Genomic DNA, 15,759 nt, shown 5'->3' with positions numbered 1-15,759 from the left:
CGCCGGCGTCAGAGGACCCCTGCGGCCTCGTCCCGGCGCGGCGGCCGGTGCGTGTGCCAGCGCAGCTCCGCCTCCACCTGGGCGGCGAGCCGGACCAGCAGCGGCTCGCTGCACGCGGGCCCGAGCAGCTGGGCCCCGACCGGCAGACCGTCCCCGACGAACCCCGCGGGGATGTTGACGCCGGGCCAGCCGAGCACGTTCCACGGCCAGGCGTAGGGGCAGGCGGCGATCACCGCCCGCTCCGTGGCCGTCCCGCCCAGCCGGTGCAGGGCGCCGATCCGGGGCGGGGGAGCGGCCGTCGTGGGGGCGAGGATCACGTCGTACGTGTCGAAGAACGCGCCGATCCGCCGGTGCAGCACCGCCTCCGCCCGCCGGGCCGCCCGCAGCGGGGCCCCGCCGAGCAGTCGGCCGAGCCGGGCGGTGCCCCGGGTGCGCGGATCGAGCAGCGCCGGGTCGGGTGCCTCGCGGGCCCACTCGGCGACACCGGCGGTGGCCCGCGGCACGAAGGTCAGCCCGATCTGCCCGTACGGCGGATCCGCCGGTACGACCGTGTGCCCCAACCGCTCCAGCAGCTCGGCGAGTTCGGTCACCCGGGCGCGGATCTCCGGATCCAGCCGGGCGGGTACGGCGGTGAACGGCGGCCGCAGCGAGAGCGCGATGCGCAGCCGGCCGGGGTCCTGGCCGACCGCGTCCGCCACCGTGAGGGCGGGCGGCCGGTGCGGGTCCCGGGCGTGGTTGCCGCTCGCCGCGTCCAGCAGCAGGGCCGCGTCGGCGACCGTACGGGCCAGGGTGCCGTTGACCGTGATGCCCTGGAAGGGCTCGGCGCGCGGCCAGGTGGAGATGCGGCCGCGCTGCGGTTTGATGCCGATCAGATGGGTCCAGGCGGCGGGGATCCGCACCGAGCCGGCGCCGTCGGAGCCGAGCGCGGCCGGGACCAGCCCGGCGGCGACCGCGGCGGCCGAGCCGCCGGAGGACCCGCCCGGGGTGTGCCCGGGGTGCCAGGGATTGCGGGTCTCGCCGAACGCCGGACCCTCGGTGAACGGCCACTGCCCCAGCTCGCAGGCGTTCGTCTTGCCGACGATCACCGCGCCGGCCGCGCGCAGCCGCCGTACCGCCTCGCCGTCCGCGGCCGCCGGCGGGAAGTCCCCCCGGCAGCCGAAGGCGGTCGGCTCGCCGGCCACGTCCATGTCGTCCTTCACCGCGACCGGCACCCCGAGCAGCGGGCGCCGTCCACCGGCGGCCAACTCCCGGTCGGCCGCGTCCGCTTCGGCGAGCGCGGCCTCGGCCCGGACGATCCGGAACGCGTTCAGAGTGCCCTGGGTCCGCTCGATCCGGCCGAGCGTCCGCTCCACCAACTCCCGTGAGCTCACGGCTCCTTCGCGCAGGGCGCGGCGCGACTCCACGAGACCGGCGACGGGTTCGGACACCATGGCGGAGCACCTCCGGGAGACTCCGGGACCTTGTCTACCGAACAGTAACGTCAGTGGGGTCCCGGCGGTACGGGCTCCCGCAACAGCCGGCGCAGCCAGTCCCGGCGGGCCGTCCGGGCCGAGCGGGAGAGGGCCGCTTCGGGGGCGAGGGTGTCGAAGCCGTGGAAGCCGCCCGGCCAGACGTGGAGTTCGGCCGCGCCGCCGCACTGCCACAGGCGCGAGGCGTAGGCGACCACCTCGTCCCGGTAGGTCTCCGCCGAGCCGACGTCCAGATAGGCCGGGGGCAGCCCGGACAGATCGGCGGCGCGGGCCGGCGCGGCGTAGGGGGACACGTCCGGGCCGCCCCGGCTCTCGCCCAGCAGCGCCGTCCAGCCGGTCTCGTTGGCGGTGCGGTCCCAGACGCCCCGCCCCGCCATCTGCCGGCTGGAGACGGTGTCGTTGCGGTCGTCGAGCATCGGGCCCATCAGCAACTGGCCCAGCAGGCGGGGGCCGTTGCGGTCCCGGGCGAGCAGGGCGGCCGCCGCGGCCAGTCCGCCGCCCGCGCTGGAGCCCACGACGACGATCCGGTCCGGGTCGCCGCCGATCTCCCGGGCGTGCCCGGCGGTCCACACCAGGCCCGCGTACACGTCCTCGACCGGCGCCGGATGCGGGTGCTCGGGGGCGAGCCGGTACTCCACCGACACCACCACCGCACCGAGTTCCCGCGCCCAGGCCAGGGGCACCTCGACACCGGCCCGGTTGGTGCCGAGCATCATGCCGCCGCCGTGCACGTGGTAGAGCACCGGCAGCGGCGCGGCGGGCGCGCCGGCGGCGGGACGGCACAGCAGCAGGGAGATGTCCGGTGCGCCCGGCGGGCCGGGCACCGTGCGGTCCCGGGCCGTGAAGGCGCCGCCCAGCGTGACGTCGACCAGCGCGAGCAGCTCGGGGCCCGTGGCCCGGCGGGCGGCCGCGAGGTCGTCCCGGGTGAAGCCGGGCGTCAACGCGTCCCCGGACCGCTCCAGCACGGCGGCCAGTTCCGCGTCGAACGGCGGCGGGACCAGGGACATCGCATCTCCTCACAGAGCTCCTCCGACAGCACCGGTCACCCCGGCACACCCGTCCGGCACGACCGGGCACCGGTTGCATACCCCGCCAGCTGCCGGCTCAGGGCCGCGAGGGTCAGCAGGGCGACCAGGCCGCACACGCCGGTCCAGCCGAAGTGGGCGTAGGCCCGGGTACCCAGCCAGGAGCCCAGGCTGCCGCCCAGATAGGCGCAGGTCATGTAGGCGGTGTTGAGCCGGCTGCGGACGCCGGCGGCAATGCCGTACACCCGCACCTGGTTGGCGACCATCCCGGACTGCATGCCGATGTCCAGCAGCAGGGTGCCCCCGGTCAGGGCCGCGAGTCCGGGCGCCCCGCCGAGACCGCCCAGGGCGAGCAGCCCGGCGGAGACGGTGACCAGCAGGAAGCAGACCAGGTTCACCGCGTCCGGGCCCTGCCGGTCGACCCGTCGGCCCGCGTACGGGGTGACGACCATGGTGACCGCGTTGACCAGCGCGAACACCCCGACGGCGGCCGCGCCGAACCCGTACCGCGGGCCGGTGAGCAGCAGCGGCAGCCCGGTCCACGCGGCGGAGAAGGCGGCGAAGACGGCGGTCTGGTAGCAGCAGGAGCGGCGCAGGGCCGGTTCGGCGCGCAGCAGCCGCAGCGGCTCGGCCAGCAGCCGCGGATACCGCTGCCGGGACGGCGGTTCCCGGTCCGGCAGCGCGCGGGCGAGCAGCCCGGCGACCGCGAGGGTGAGCAGGGCGGCCAGGAGGTACGGCGCCCGCCAGCCCAGCCGCTCGCCGAGGGCGCCCCCGGCCGTGCGGGACAGCAGCATGCCCGCGAGGGACCCGCTCAGCAGCGTGCCGCCGGCCACGCCCCGCCGCTCGGCCGGCACCAGGCCCGCCGCCAGCGGTCCGGCCAGCGGGGCGATCACGGTGCTCGCCCCGGTGAGCGCGCTCGCCGCGAGCAGCTGCGGCAGCGCGGGCGCGGCGGCCGCGGCGCACAGCCCGAGACCGGTGAGGACGAGCAGCGTGACGAGCAGCGGGCGGGGCCGTAGCCGGTCGCCGAGCGGCACCAGCAGGAAGATCCCCACCGCGTAGCCGAACTGGGTGGCGGTCACCGCCCCGGCCGCCGCGTCCGGAGAGACGCCGAGGCCGGCCGCCGCGAGCGGCACGATCGCCTGCGGGAAGTAGACGTTGCCGACGGCCACCCCGCAGGCGAGCGCCAGCAGCGGGACGAGCCGGGAGACGCCCGGCGGCAGCGCGGTACGCTGCCCGGTGTGATGATCCGTCATAGGCGCAAGTCCACGTCGCACACCGGCCGTTGCCCAACGATGTAGCCGGGGACTGAATGATCGGCATCCTGCTCGGGGTGGACGACCTCGCCGACACCCGGTTCGCGATCTCCCCGCTCGGCCAGCTCATGGAGAGTCTGCGGGTGCTGCGCGCCCCCGCCCTGCACCCGCTGCACCGCGACTGGCGCCGCACCGTGCTCGGCGCGCTCGCCCCCGCCGACCGTCCCCTGCTGTCCGCGCTGGTCGGCGCCACTCTGGCGCTGCCCGACTTCCTCACCCCCCGGCCCGCCGCGTACGCCCCCTCGTTCGACGAGGAGCTGGCCGTCGTACGGGCCACACCCGTGCGGACCGTGCGGCACGATCTGCGCGCCGCCCACGCGCCACGCCCGCTGCCCGAGCCCCTGCGGCAGGCCGCCGCACCCGGCGACGGGCCCGTCCTGGACCTGCTCGACACGCTCTGCGCGGTGCTGCGCCGCTACTGGGAGACCGCGTTGCTGCCGTACTGGCCGCGGATCCGGCTGGTGCTGGAGGCCGACATCACCCACCGGGCGGGACAGCTGGCCACCGGCGGCGCGGGCGCGCTCTTCGCCGGTCTCCACCCCCACCTGCGCTGGCGCAACGGAATGCTGACGGTGGACAAGATGATCGGCCGGCACACGGTGGCCGTGGACGGGCGGGGGCTGCGGCTGGTCCCGTCGGTGTTCGCGCACAAGCCGGCGCCGCCGATCAGCGCCGACGCCGCGCCGATGCTGGCCTACCCGGGCCGGGGCACGGCCACCCTGTGGGAAGCGCCGCCCGCGCCCGACGCGTCCCCCCTGACCGCCCTGCTCGGCGCGCCCAGGACGACCCTGCTGCGGCTGCTCGCCGAGCCCCTGCCCACCGTCGAGCTGGCCCGTCGGCTGGGCGTGACCCCGAGCGCCGTCTCGCAGCATCTGCGGGTGCTGTACGACACCGGTCTGCTCACCCGCGCCAGGGACGGCAGACGGGTGCTCTACCGCCGCAGCCCGCTCGGGGAGCGGCTCGTCGCGGGGTGACACGGCGAAGGGGCCGGAGAAACTCCGGCCCCTTCGTGGTGCGGGTGCGGCTCAGGCGGCCGCGGCCTCGGCGATGGTGCCGTGCAGCCGGGCCACGACCTCGGTCAGCTGGGCGGCGACCTCGGCGTCCTCGGACGGGTGGGTCTCGGCGAAACGGGTCATGGAGCCGGGGATGGACAGCTTGATGTCCTCGATCACCTTGCCGCCGGCGATGCCCACGGCCTTGCGGGTGTCGTCCTGCGCCCACACGCCGCCGTACTGGCCGAAGGCGGTGCCGACCACGGCGACGGGCTTGCCGCCGAAGGCGCCGGCGCCGTACGGGCGGGACAGCCAGTCGATGGCGTTCTTCAGAACGGCCGGGATGGTGCCGTTGTACTCGGGCGAGAAGAACAGGAACGCGTCGGCGGCCTGGGCGGCCTCGCGCAGCGCGGCGGCGGCGGCCGGAACGGAGCCCTCGACGTCGATGTCCTCGTTGTAGAACGGGACGTCGGCCAGGCCCTCGAAGAGCACGACCTCGGCGCCCTCCGGAGCGAGCTTGGCGGCCGCCTCGGCGAGCTGGCGGTTGTGGGAGCCGGCGCGGAGGCTGCCGACGAGCGCGAGGATGCGAACGGACATGGGTACTCCAAGAGGCTGAAACATCGCGGTCACAAATCCGGACCGGGGTCCGGTTAACTGTGTACCACCCTAAACGGACCGCGGTCCAGTTTTCTTCCCGATGCTTTACGCTGGCTCCATGTCCAGCCTCCTGCCCCCCTGCCCGGAGCCCCGTGAGCCCCTCGGGCCCCAAGAGGAGCCCGCCCTGCTCGACATCGGCACGGCCGCCGACGAGCCCTGCCTGCGCGCCGACGCGGCCCGCAACCGGGCCAGGCTGCTGGACGCCGCCTCCCGGCTCATCGCGGAACACGGAGTGGCCGGGGTGACCATGGAGGCGGTCGCCACCGCCGCCCAGGTCGGCAAGGGCACGGTCTTCCGCCGCTTCGGCGACCGCACCGGTCTGCTGATGGCGCTGCTCGACCACTCCGCCCGGCAGCTCCAGGCCGACTTCCTGAGCGGCCCGCCGCCGCTTGGCCCCGGCGCGCCGCCCCTGGAGCGGCTGCGGGCGTTCGGCGTGGCCGTGCTCTACCGCTCGGCCGAGGCGCTCGACCTGGAGCTGGCCGCCCAGCCGGAGCCCGCCCGCCGGTACGCCCACCCTGCCTTCCAGGCGCTGCGCACCCATGTGACCGTGCTGCTGCGCGAGCTGGTGCCGGACGGCGACTGCGATCTGCTGGCCCACACCCTGCTGGCGGCGCTGGACCCCGGCCTCATCCACCATCTGACCCGCCAGTGCGGCATGCCCATGGAACGGCTGGAGCAGGGCTGGTTCGACCTGGTCGCCCGGGTGACCGGCACGCGGCCGCCGCACTGAGCCGGGCACCGGGCCGGCCGGGCCGGACCCAGAACCGGTTCGTCCAATTCCGTACCACGTTCCCCCGCCCGCGGCGGGCGTCCGGCGCTCTGCCAAGATGCGCTCTGTCATGGTGCAGATACCGAACACGCCCACGAGCGCCGACGTGGCCCGGCTGGCCGGCGTCTCGCGCGCGACCGTGTCCTACGTCCTCAACAACACCAGCGCGGTCCGGATCAGCGAAGCCACCCGCCGCCGGGTGCACGAGGCCGCGCGGGAACTGGGGTACGTGCCGCACGCGGCCGCCCGCAGCCTGCGCGCCGGGCACAGCCGGATGGTCCTCATGCCCGCCCCCGCGATCCCGGCGGGCCCCCTCTACAGCACGTTCCTCAACGAACTCCAGTGGGCCCTCGGCCGCCTCGACTACACCGTCGTCCAGTACGGCACCGTCGGCCTCCAGGGCGACGAGGCCGCCCGCGCCTGGGCGGAGCTGCGGCCGGTCGCCGTCCTGGTGCCCGGTACCGGACTCGGCCCGCAGGGCGTCGCCGTCCTCAAGCGCTCCGGCGCCCGGGCCGTGGTCACCCTCGGCCCCGCCCGGGTCGACGGTGCCCACGCCCTGCTGATGGACCACACCGCCGTCGGCCACACCGCGGCCACCCACCTGTACCGGCGGGGCAGACGGCGGATCGGGGTCGTGATGCCGGAGGAGCCCGGCCTGGAGGCGTACTCGGAGCCCCGGCTCGCGGGCGTGCGCCAGGCGCTGCACGACACGGACGCGACCGTCACCGTGCTGCCGCTCGCGTACACCGAGCGGTCCGCCGCCGCACTCGCCGCCCGCTGGTCCGCGTCGGGCCCGGACGCGGTGTTCGCCTACAACGACGAGTACGCGATGCTGCTCATGCGCGCCCTTCAGGACGAGGGCGTACGCATCCCCGAGGACGTCGCCGTCATCGGCGCCGACGACCTCATGCTGGGCCGGCTGCTGCGGCCCCGGCTCAGCACGGTCCAGGTCGAGCTTCCCTCGGCACGCGACCTCGCCGAACTGGTCGACCGCGCGGTCCGCGACCCGGGCGGCGAACCAGAAACCCACAAGGTCCTGGGCGCCTCCCTCATCCACCGCGACTCCACCTGACCCCGCCCGGGGACGACCGGAGTCCGTCTGGGCCCAGCCCACAGCGAGTCCCGTCGCCCCCCCCGCGGAGCGGTTACTCGCCCTGGGCTTCCTGGGCCGCGATGCTTCGGCGGACCTCGTCCATGTCCAGGCCGCGGGCCTGGCTGATCACGTCCGCGAGGGCGGGTTCGGGGAGGGCGCCGGGCTGGGCGAAGATCGCCACCTTGTCCCGGACGATCATCAGTGTCGGGATCGACTGGATGCCGAAGGCCGCGGCCAGCTCCGGCTGGGCCTCGGTGTCCACCTTGCCGAAGACCAGGTCCGGGTTGTCCGCGGCGGCCTTCTCGTAGACCGGCGCGAACTGTCGGCATGGCCCGCACCACTCTGCCCAGAAGTCGATGAGGATGAAGCCGTTCTCCTCGACCGTCTGGTCGAAGTTCTCCTTGGTCAGCTCAACGGTGCTGCTCATGGCCTGCTTCCCTCTTCCTGGTATGGGGCTCTGCCGACGGCGGAAACACGGCCGTGCGACGGCCTATTCCGGGGCGCCCCGGGCGCGTACCCCCTGTGGCCGCCGCGCACACCAGCCACCAGACTGACCCCATGACGGAAACGGAATCCATCGCGTACGACGTCGTGGTGCTCGGAGCCGGACCCGTGGGGGAGAACGTCGCCGACCGCACCCGCGCGGCCGGACTCACCACCGCGGTCGTGGAGAGCGAACGGGTCGGCGGCGAGTGCTCGTACTGGGCGTGCATGCCGAGCAAGGCGCTGCTCCGCCCGGTCATCGCCCGGGCCGACGCCCGCCGGCTGCCCGGCCTGGCCCCCGCGGTCCAGGGCCCGCTGGACACGCCCGCCGTTCTCGCCCGCCGAGACGAGTACGCCTCGCACTGGCGGGACGACGGCCAGGTCCGCTGGCTGGACGGCATCGGCGCCTCCCTGTACCGGGGCCACGGGCGACTCGCCGGCCCGCGCACCGTCACCGTGACCGCTCCCGACGGCACGGTGACCACCCTCACCGCCCGCCATGCCGTCGCCGTCTGCACCGGCACCCGCGCCCAGCTGCCCGACCTGCCCGGTCTCGCCGAGGTGCGGCCCTGGACCAGCCGCGAGGCCACCAGCGCCCAGGCGGCACCGGCCAGGCTGATCGTCGTGGGCGGCGGAGTCGTCGCCACCGAGATGGCCACCGCCTGGCAGGCCCTCGGTTCACGGGTCACCCTGCTGGTGCGCGGCAAGGGCCTGCTGAACCGCATGGAGCCCTTCGCCGGGGAGCTGGTCGCCGAGTCGCTCAGCGAGGCCGGCGTCGACGTCCGCACCGGCATCACCGTGGAGTCCGTGCGCCGCGAGAACGGCACCGTCGTCGCGGTCACCGCCGGCGGCGACCCGATCGAGGCCGACGAGATCCTCTTCGCCACCGGCCGGGTCCCGCAGACCGACGACCTCGGCCTGGACACCGTCGGCCTGGAACCGGGCTCCTGGCTGGACGTCGACGACACCCTGAGGGTCACCGGCACCGACTGGCTGTACGCGGTCGGCGACGTCAACCATCGCGCCCTCCTCACCCACCAGGGCAAGTACCAGGCCCGGATCGCGGGCGCCGCCATCGCCGCCCGCGCGGCCGGCGGCCCGCTCCTGGACGAACCGTGGGGCGCGCACGTCGCCACCGCCGACGGCAGCGCCGTACCCCAGGTCGTCTTCACCGACCCCGAGGCCGCCGCAGTGGGCCTCTCCCTCGCCGAGGCGGAGCAGGCGGGCCACCGGGTCCGCGCCGTCGACGTCGCGTTCTCCTCCGTCGCGGGCGCGGGGCTCTACGGCGACGGCTACCAGGGCCGGGCCCGGATGGTCGTGGACCTGGAGGAGGAGATCCTGCGCGGGGTCACCTTCGTCGGCCCGGGCGTCGGCGAGCTGATCCACTCCGCGACCGTCGCGGTCGCGGGCCGCGTCCCGGTCGACCGGCTGTGGCACGCCGTCCCGTCCTACCCGACCCTCAGCGAGGTGTGGCTGCGCCTGCTGGAGGCGTACCGCGACAACTGACCTTCCCGGTCACGGCAGTTCGAAGCCGAGCGCGGCCGCGGCCGCGCTCGGCGCGGGCTGTGCCCACAGCGCCGCCACGGCCTCGTTCGTGGACAGCGAGCGCAGCTCCGCGCGGTCCAGATACAGGGTGCCGTCGAGGTGGTCCGTCTCGTGCTGGACGATCCGGGCCGGCCAGCCCGCGACCACCTCGTCCAGCGCGCGGCCCCGCTCGTCGCTGCCGCGCAGCCGCACCTCGGCGTGCCGGGCCACCACGGCCTGCCAGCCCGGCACGCTCAGGCAGCCCTCGAAGAACGCGGCGCGGGCGGTGCCGACGGGTTCGTAGGAGGGGTTGACCAGGACGCGGAACGGCTGCGGCACCCGGCCCCGGGCCGCCGCGACCTCCTCCGGCACCGGCGCCGGATCCTCCAGGACCGCGATCCGCAGCTCCACGCCGACCTGCGGCGCGGCGAGGCCCACGCCCGGGGCGGCGTGCATGGTGAGCCGCATGGCCTCGATGAAGCGGGCCAGCAGGGCGGGGCCGAGCTGGCCGTCGTACGGTTCGGTGGCGCGCCGCAGCACGGGCTGTCCGGCGGCGACGATGGGCAGGGGGCCGCCGGCGGCGAGGAGTTCCTCGACCCGCTCGGCGAGCGGTGCGTGATCACGGGTGGCTGCCATCGGGTCAGGATGCCATGACAGGGGGCCGGCGACACCGCGGTGCGCCTCCGCCGCGGTGCCCCCGCGGTCACGGGGGCACCGCCCGGCTCACCGCTCCGGGAAGTCGCCCGCGAGCGCTCCGGCGATCCGCAGGTGCTGCTCGGCCTCCTCGTGCCGGGCCTGCCGCTGGAGCGTGCGCCCCAGCATCAGCCGGGCGTACTGCTCCACCGGGTCGCGCTCGACGAGGATCCGCAACTCGGCCTCGGCACGCCGCAGTTGGGCGGAGTGGTAGTAGGCGCGGGCCAGCAGCAGCCGCGCAGCGGTCTGCTCCGGCACCTCCTCGACCAGCCCGGCCAGCACCCGCGCCGCCCCGGCGTAGTCCCTGGCCTCGAAGAACAGCTGCGCGCGCGTCCAGCGCTCGGCCGCCGTCCCGTGGTCGTAGTACGTGTTCTCCACGCGCGTCTCCACTGGTGACCTCCTTCGCCGGCCACAACGGAGCAGAGTCGTTGAATATTCCACTACTCTGCGCGGTGTGGGCCGACCGGGCGGGTTCAGTGCCTGGTGTAGACGAAGCCGAGCTTGTCGATCTCGTCGCCCGAGCGGCCGTGGAAGCCGGCGATCTGCCAGCCGGAGGGGGCGGTCCGGGTCACGCAGTCGGACGTGGTGGTGCCGCCGGAGAGGCTGCGGCCCAGGTTCGTGGTGAAGGCGGCGGAGAAGATGCGGCTGTGGCCGTCCTTCTGCCCCTCGCACAGCCGGGCGGAGGTGATGTACTCCCCGCTGCCCAGGGTGAGCGACGAGGCCGTGCCGCCGGTGCCGCCGTGCGTCACGGCCGTGCCGTCGCCGTAGGTCATGCCCACACCGTCGACGCGCGCGCCGCTGCGCACCGAGAGAGTCGCCGGCCCGGTGGTGGCGGGCACGGTCGCGATGTCGGTGAAGTAGTCGCCGTGCGGGCCGCCGAACTGGTCGCTGAGCTGGAAGTCCGGATTGCGCGACCAGCTGAAGGACACCGTGATCGGGTCGTGGTCGGACAGCATGAGCCCGTCGCCGGTGAGGAAGTCGGCGTGCTTGTTGCCGTACGCCGTGGCGTCGAGCGAGACGAGCCGGTTGCCGCGGTAGAGGACCTTGTCGACGACCTCGCAGGTGTTCGTGATCGCGTTCTCGTCGCACAGCAGCGGGTCGGAGCCCTTGGCGGGCAGTGTGCCGCCGCGTTCGAGCCGGACCCAGGCGTCGGTGAGGCCGTTGTCCCGGGCGAACTCGGCGATGGTGTCGCCGGCGCGGGTGTAGCGGGTGTTGGTGTCGCCCATGACCACGACGGCGTTCCCGGCGGAGTGGGTCTTGATGAACGCGGTCAGCTGGCTGAGGTTGTCGGCGCGCGAGGCCAGGTCGCCGTCGTTGGTGCCGGCGTTCGTGTGGAGGTTGTAGAAGTCGATGTACACGCCCTCCGCCAGGCGCTCGCGCAGGAAGGTGAAGCCCTTGGGGGTGAGGCAGTCGCCGGAGTCCACCTGGCAGGAGTTCCAGTGCACCCGCTCGAAGTCGTCGGTGTCGTAGGGGAGGTCCGACAGGGTGTTGAGACCGCTGCCGATACCGGCTCCGCCGCTGGTGGGGGTGCGGTAGGGGTGGGTGTCGGAGGCGTAGAGGTAGGAGTGGTAGTTGAAGTCCTCCTGGACGTTGACCACGTCGTAGGCGCCGATCCGGGTGCCTATCGCGGTCGTGCTCGGCGCCCGGGGCGTGGGGGCGCTGGAGAGGCCCTCGGGCAGCCCCGCCACGTTGTAGGAGAGGACGCTGAACGTCCCGGAGGTTCCGTCGGGGGCTGTCTGGGCGGCCGCGGGGGCGGTGAATCCGCCGAACGCGGCGGCCGCGACCGTGAGGCAGAGCAGAAGACGGCGCACGGGATGGCCTCCTGAGGGGGCGTCAAGGGGAGCGGGTGGCAGCAACTTACCGCCGGTAACGCCGCTTCGTGTGCCGGTTCGGCCAAGGGTGAGGAAAAGTTCACCGGCCGGACCGGAGCCGTTGCCGCCCGTACGCCCCGCCGTCCCCGCGGGCGCCACCGGCCGACCGGCCGGGGTGCGCTCAGCGGGCCGCCGCGTGGTGGGGCGCCATGTGGTCGGTGAACCAGTCGCGGGCGAGGCCGGCGGCCTGCTCCAGGGTTCCGGGCTCCTCGAAGAGGTGGGTGGCGCCGGGTACGACCGCGAGCCGGTTCTCGCACCGCAGCCGGGCCCGGGCCTCGCGGTTGAGGTCGAGGACCAGCTCGTCGCGGCCCCCCACGATCAGCAGCGTGGGCGCGGTCACGGCCGACAGCCGCGGCCCGGCGAGATCGGGCCTGCCGCCGCGGGAGACGACCGCGCCGATCCGCGCCTCCGGCTCGGCGGCGGCCCAGAGCGCCGCGGCGGCACCGGTGCTGGCACCGAAGTAGCCCACGGCCAGCCCCGCCGCCTCGGGCTGCTCGCGCAGCCAGCCGGTGGCTTCGATGAGCCGCACGGCGAGCAGCCCGGTGTCGAAGACGTTGGCCCGGTCGGTCTCCTCCTCCTCGGTCAGCAGGTCGAACAGCAGGGTGCCCAGCCCCGCCCGGTTCAGCACGTCCGCGACGAACCGGTTGCGGGGACTGTGCCGGCCGCTGCCGCTGCCGTGCGCGAACACCACCACCCCGCTCGCGCCCTCGGGCACCGTCAACCGCCCCCGCAGGCCCGCCCGCCCCGCGCGCACCTCCGCCTCCCGGTCCCCGGGAACCGCGGAGCGGCCCGGGGGAGCCCCGCGGGTGCCTTCCCGGCGGGCGAACGACTCCTCCAGGCAGGCGATCACCTCGTCGTCGCCGGTCTGGGTGAAGTCGGCGTAGAACTGCCCGATCGCGTAGAACTCCGCCGGGGTGTGCGGGCACACCAGCTCGTCGGCGTCCGCGCCCAGCCGCGCCGTCCAGTCGTACGGCGCCACCGGAACGGCCAGCACCACCCGGGCTGCGCCGCGGGCGCGCGCGATCCGGCAGGCCGCCCGCGCCGTCGACCCGGTGGCCACCCCGTCGTCGACGACCAGGACGGTACGGCCCGCGAGCGGCACCGGTGCGCGGTCGCCCCGATAGCGCCGGGCGCGGCGCGCCAGCACCTCCTGCTCGCGCGCCTCGACCTCGGCCAGCTCGTCCGGGGTGACCCGCGCATGCCGTACCACCTCGTCGTTGATCACCCGGACGCCGCCCTCGCCGATGGCGCCCATGCCCAGCTCCGGCTGGACCGGCACGCCCAGTTTGCGGACCAGGCAGACGTCCAGCGGCGCGTCCAGCGCCTCGGCGATCTCCGCGCCGACCGGGACTCCGCCGCGGGGCAGCGCCAGCACGACGACATCGGAACCCCGCAGGTGTTCGAGCCGGGCGGCCAGCCGGCGGCCGGCGTCCCGGCGATCGGTGAAGAACACGATCCGGCCTCCCTGCCACCAGGAAATGTCCGTACCTCCATCGTGGCCCCGGCGGAAGCGAGGCGCGCACCGCGCCAGGAGGCGATCTGCACCGCACCAGGAGGCGATCCGCACCGCGCCAGGAGGCGATCCGCACCGCGCCACGAGGTGATCTTCCGAGTCGCCCCGGCGCGCCGGGACGCGCACCATGGACAGGGAGCGCCTCACCCGGGAGTGAGCATGCGACTGTCGTTCCTCGAACCCCTCTACAAGCACCCCGGTCCGTTCGCGTCCGTCTATGTGGACACCTCCCGCGACACCGCCGTCGGCGATCCCGACGCGGCCATGGAGCTGCGCCGCCGGCATCTGCGGGACGCTCTGCTGGCCGAGGGGGCCGACCCGGACTCCGCCACCGCGGTGGCGGGCACCGTCGGCAGCGACACGGACGTCCCCGGCACCCACGGGCAGGCCGTGTTCGCCGCCCGGGGACGGCTGGCCCTGCTGGACGAACTGCCCACACCGCCGGCCCGCGACACGGCGTACTTCGGAACGCTGCCCGACACCATGCCGTTGGCCGTCCAGCACGCGCCCGGCATCCCGTACCTCGCGGTGCATGTGCACTACAGCGGCCGTCACTCCACGGAGGCCCCCGGCACCGTACGGATCGACGCGGAGGCCGGCAGCTGGCCCCTGACCAGGGTGCGGCCCGGGCACCGGCTGCACGAGGAAGTCCCGGTGACCGACTGGCTGAACGCGGCCGAGGTGATCGGGAGCGAGCTGGAGGGCCATGCGCGGCGCATCGGCGCCGAGGCGGTGGTCGTCGCCGGAGACGTCTGGGCCCGGGGCATCCTGGTCCGCCGGCTGCCCCCGGCACTGCGCGGCGAGGTGACGACCGTGGAGGGCGCCGGCGCGTCCGAGCCGGGCCGCGCCCTGCTGGAGCAGCGGCTCGAGCAGCTCTTCGGCGAGCGCATGGCCGCGCACGACCGGGCCCTGCTCGACGCCTTCCTCGCCCAGCGGGCCCGCCATGGAGCGGCGGCGGAGGGCTTCCGGGCGGCGGTGTCGGCCCTCCAGCGGGGCAGCGTCCGAGCCCTGCTGCTCAACGACCACCCCGAGTCACCGCTGCGCCTGTGGATCGGCCCGGAACCCAGCCAACTGGCCTTCACCGACACCGAGTTGCGCCTGTACGGCATCACCGATCCGCAACTGGAGCGGGCCGACGCGGCCCTGACCCGGGCCCTGGTCGGGACCAAGGCGGAACTCGTCGTCGTACCCGAACAGCGGGTACGGCTGCGCGAGGGCGTGGGGGTCCTGCTGCGCTACGCCGGTGCCGCGCGGGCCGCCGCCTGACGTCACGGGCCGGCGCGGTGCGCGCCGCTCCCGGTCAGGGCGCGGCGGCGATCACCTCGACGAAGTGACCGACCCGGCCCTCGGGCAGATGACGGGCGAGGTCCGCCTCGCTGATCATGCCGACGAGCCGGTGGTTGTCGGTCACCGGCAGCCTGCGGATCTTGTGTTCCTCCATGACCCGGAGGACAAGGTCGGCGTCGGCCCCGGCATCGATGGTGACCGGCTTGCCCTGCTCCAGCTGGCCCGCGGTCACGGTCCTCGGGTCCTTGCCCTTGGCGACGCACTTCACCACGATGTCGCGGTCGGTGACGATCCCGTGCAGCCGGTCGTCGGGGCCGCAGATCGGAAGGGAGCCGACGTTCATCTCCTTCATCCTGCGTGCGGCGGCCTCCAGCGTCTCCCGCTCCGCGACGCAGGCCGCACCCGTGTGCATGATCTCCCGGGCGGTGGTCATGACGGTCTCCTTCGAGCGTCGCTCGTCCGCGCCGGGAGAGCCCGCGGAGTCTGGCCCGCCCCGGCCGGTACTCCTCAGCACCAGTGTGGGTTCCCCGGCGGCCGCCCGCACTCCCGGCACGCCTTGCCGGGCCCGCCGGACGGCCGTGCCACGGGCCGGCGGCACCCTGCTCGCCGCCCGGCCCCCGCAGCGGTACTGTTCGCGGCGACGGCGACGTCCGCGAAGGTGGCCGGGAGGCAGCGGTGACAAGGCTTACGGGCGATGCCCTGCGCGTGACGGTCTTCATCGGTGAGAACGACGTCTGGCACCACAAGCCGCTCTACAGCGAGATCGTGCACCGGGCACACCGGGCCGGGCTGGCCGGTGCCTCGGTGTTCCGCGGGGTGGAGGGCTTCGGCGCCTCCTCCCTGATCCACACCTCGCGGCTGCTGTCGCTCAGCGAGGACCTGCCGGTGGCGATCGTGATCGTGGACACCGAGGAGCGGGTGCGGGACTTTCTGCCGCAACTCGACGAGCTGGTCGGCTCGGGGCTGGTGGTCCTCGACGGCTGCGAGGTCATCCGGTACGTCGGCAGGGAGGCGACGACCGGGCCGAAGAGCCGGCCCGGGGGCCGGGGGAAGCACGCGTGAACCGGCTG

Annotated in this window: 16 protein-coding genes; 6 read left to right on the top strand and 10 right to left on the bottom strand. The window is 74.8% G+C overall.

Features of this window, described 5'->3' with window-relative positions; translation table 11 throughout:
- Positions 1-8: 8 nt before the first annotated feature.
- Genes ACWCV9_RS03020 through ACWCV9_RS03010 form a run of 3 tightly spaced genes read right to left on the bottom strand, consistent with a single transcriptional unit; the run spans position 9 to position 3,747 of the window.
- Positions 9-1,430: an amidase gene (locus ACWCV9_RS03020; protein ID WP_450783942.1), complete on the bottom strand. Its 1,422-nt coding sequence runs from the start codon at positions 1,428-1,430 to the stop codon at positions 9-11.
- 50 nt (positions 1,431-1,480) lie between these two features.
- Positions 1,481-2,476, bottom strand: coding sequence for an alpha/beta hydrolase (locus tag ACWCV9_RS03015; RefSeq protein ID WP_450783940.1), 996 nt, complete (start codon positions 2,474-2,476; stop codon positions 1,481-1,483).
- 35 nt (positions 2,477-2,511) lie between these two features.
- Positions 2,512-3,747, bottom strand: a complete 1,236-nt coding sequence (locus ACWCV9_RS03010; protein ID WP_450783938.1) for an MFS transporter — start codon at positions 3,745-3,747, stop codon at positions 2,512-2,514.
- Between the two features lie 56 nt (positions 3,748-3,803).
- On the opposite strand from ACWCV9_RS03010, the gene ACWCV9_RS03005 reads away from it, so the two are divergent.
- Positions 3,804-4,781, top strand: coding sequence for a helix-turn-helix domain-containing protein (locus ACWCV9_RS03005; protein WP_450783936.1), 978 nt, complete (start codon positions 3,804-3,806; stop codon positions 4,779-4,781).
- Between the two features lie 51 nt (positions 4,782-4,832).
- Here ACWCV9_RS03005 and ACWCV9_RS03000 read toward each other — a convergent pair whose 3' ends face one another.
- Complete coding sequence (locus tag ACWCV9_RS03000; RefSeq protein WP_450783935.1) at positions 4,833-5,396, bottom strand: NAD(P)H-dependent oxidoreductase; 564 nt, start codon at positions 5,394-5,396, stop codon at positions 4,833-4,835.
- Positions 5,397-5,496: 100 nt separating this feature from the next.
- On the opposite strand from ACWCV9_RS03000, the gene ACWCV9_RS02995 reads away from it, so the two are divergent.
- Positions 5,497-6,186, top strand: coding sequence for a TetR/AcrR family transcriptional regulator (locus ACWCV9_RS02995; protein ID WP_450783934.1), 690 nt, complete (start codon positions 5,497-5,499; stop codon positions 6,184-6,186).
- Between the two features lie 109 nt (positions 6,187-6,295).
- Entirely contained in the window at positions 6,296-7,297 is a 1,002-nt protein-coding gene (locus ACWCV9_RS02990) for a LacI family DNA-binding transcriptional regulator (protein WP_450783932.1), read from the top strand.
- Positions 7,298-7,370: 73 nt separating this feature from the next.
- On the opposite strand, the gene trxA is transcribed toward ACWCV9_RS02990, so the two are convergent.
- On the bottom strand, positions 7,371-7,745 hold the full coding sequence (gene trxA, locus ACWCV9_RS02985; RefSeq protein WP_450783930.1) for a thioredoxin: 375 nt from the start codon (positions 7,743-7,745) through the stop codon (positions 7,371-7,373).
- Positions 7,746-7,876: 131 nt separating this feature from the next.
- On the opposite strand from trxA, the gene ACWCV9_RS02980 reads away from it, so the two are divergent.
- Positions 7,877-9,307: a dihydrolipoyl dehydrogenase family protein gene (locus tag ACWCV9_RS02980; protein ID WP_450783928.1), complete on the top strand. Its 1,431-nt coding sequence runs from the start codon at positions 7,877-7,879 to the stop codon at positions 9,305-9,307.
- A 9-nt stretch (positions 9,308-9,316) separates the two neighbouring features.
- On the opposite strand, the gene ACWCV9_RS02975 is transcribed toward ACWCV9_RS02980, so the two are convergent.
- From ACWCV9_RS02975 to ACWCV9_RS02960, 4 genes are all read right to left on the bottom strand, one after another.
- The gene (locus ACWCV9_RS02975) at positions 9,317-9,961 is read right to left on the bottom strand and encodes a peptide deformylase (RefSeq protein WP_450783927.1); all 645 of its coding nucleotides are present in this window, start codon (positions 9,959-9,961) and stop codon (positions 9,317-9,319) included.
- A gap of 87 nt (positions 9,962-10,048) precedes the next feature.
- A complete protein-coding gene (locus tag ACWCV9_RS02970; RefSeq protein ID WP_450784235.1) occupies positions 10,049-10,396 on the bottom strand; it encodes a tetratricopeptide repeat protein in 348 nt (115 codons plus the stop codon).
- A gap of 95 nt (positions 10,397-10,491) precedes the next feature.
- Positions 10,492-11,829 carry a jacalin-like lectin gene (locus ACWCV9_RS02965; RefSeq protein WP_450783925.1) on the bottom strand — a complete coding sequence of 446 codons (1,338 nt, stop codon included), beginning with the start codon at positions 11,827-11,829 and terminating at the stop codon, positions 10,492-10,494.
- A 181-nt stretch (positions 11,830-12,010) separates the two neighbouring features.
- Positions 12,011-13,342: a phosphoribosyltransferase family protein gene (locus ACWCV9_RS02960; RefSeq protein ID WP_450783924.1), complete on the bottom strand. Its 1,332-nt coding sequence runs from the start codon at positions 13,340-13,342 to the stop codon at positions 12,011-12,013.
- A 219-nt stretch (positions 13,343-13,561) separates the two neighbouring features.
- Between ACWCV9_RS02960 and ACWCV9_RS02955 the strand changes: the two genes are divergently transcribed.
- The gene (locus ACWCV9_RS02955; protein ID WP_450783923.1) at positions 13,562-14,668 is read left to right on the top strand and encodes a baeRF2 domain-containing protein; all 1,107 of its coding nucleotides are present in this window, start codon (positions 13,562-13,564) and stop codon (positions 14,666-14,668) included.
- A 34-nt stretch (positions 14,669-14,702) separates the two neighbouring features.
- On the opposite strand, the gene ACWCV9_RS02950 is transcribed toward ACWCV9_RS02955, so the two are convergent.
- Positions 14,703-15,122, bottom strand: a complete 420-nt coding sequence (locus tag ACWCV9_RS02950; protein WP_450783922.1) for a CBS domain-containing protein — start codon at positions 15,120-15,122, stop codon at positions 14,703-14,705.
- A gap of 242 nt (positions 15,123-15,364) precedes the next feature.
- Here ACWCV9_RS02950 and ACWCV9_RS02945 point away from each other — a divergent pair, with 242 nt between their 5' ends.
- On the top strand, positions 15,365-15,751 hold the full coding sequence (locus ACWCV9_RS02945) for a DUF190 domain-containing protein (RefSeq protein WP_385846023.1): 387 nt from the start codon (positions 15,365-15,367) through the stop codon (positions 15,749-15,751).
- Positions 15,752-15,759 lie beyond the last annotated feature (8 nt).

The sequence above is a fragment of the Streptomyces sp. NPDC001606 genome, assembly GCF_053596835.1.
This window is presented reverse-complemented; position numbering and strand designations above follow the sequence as displayed.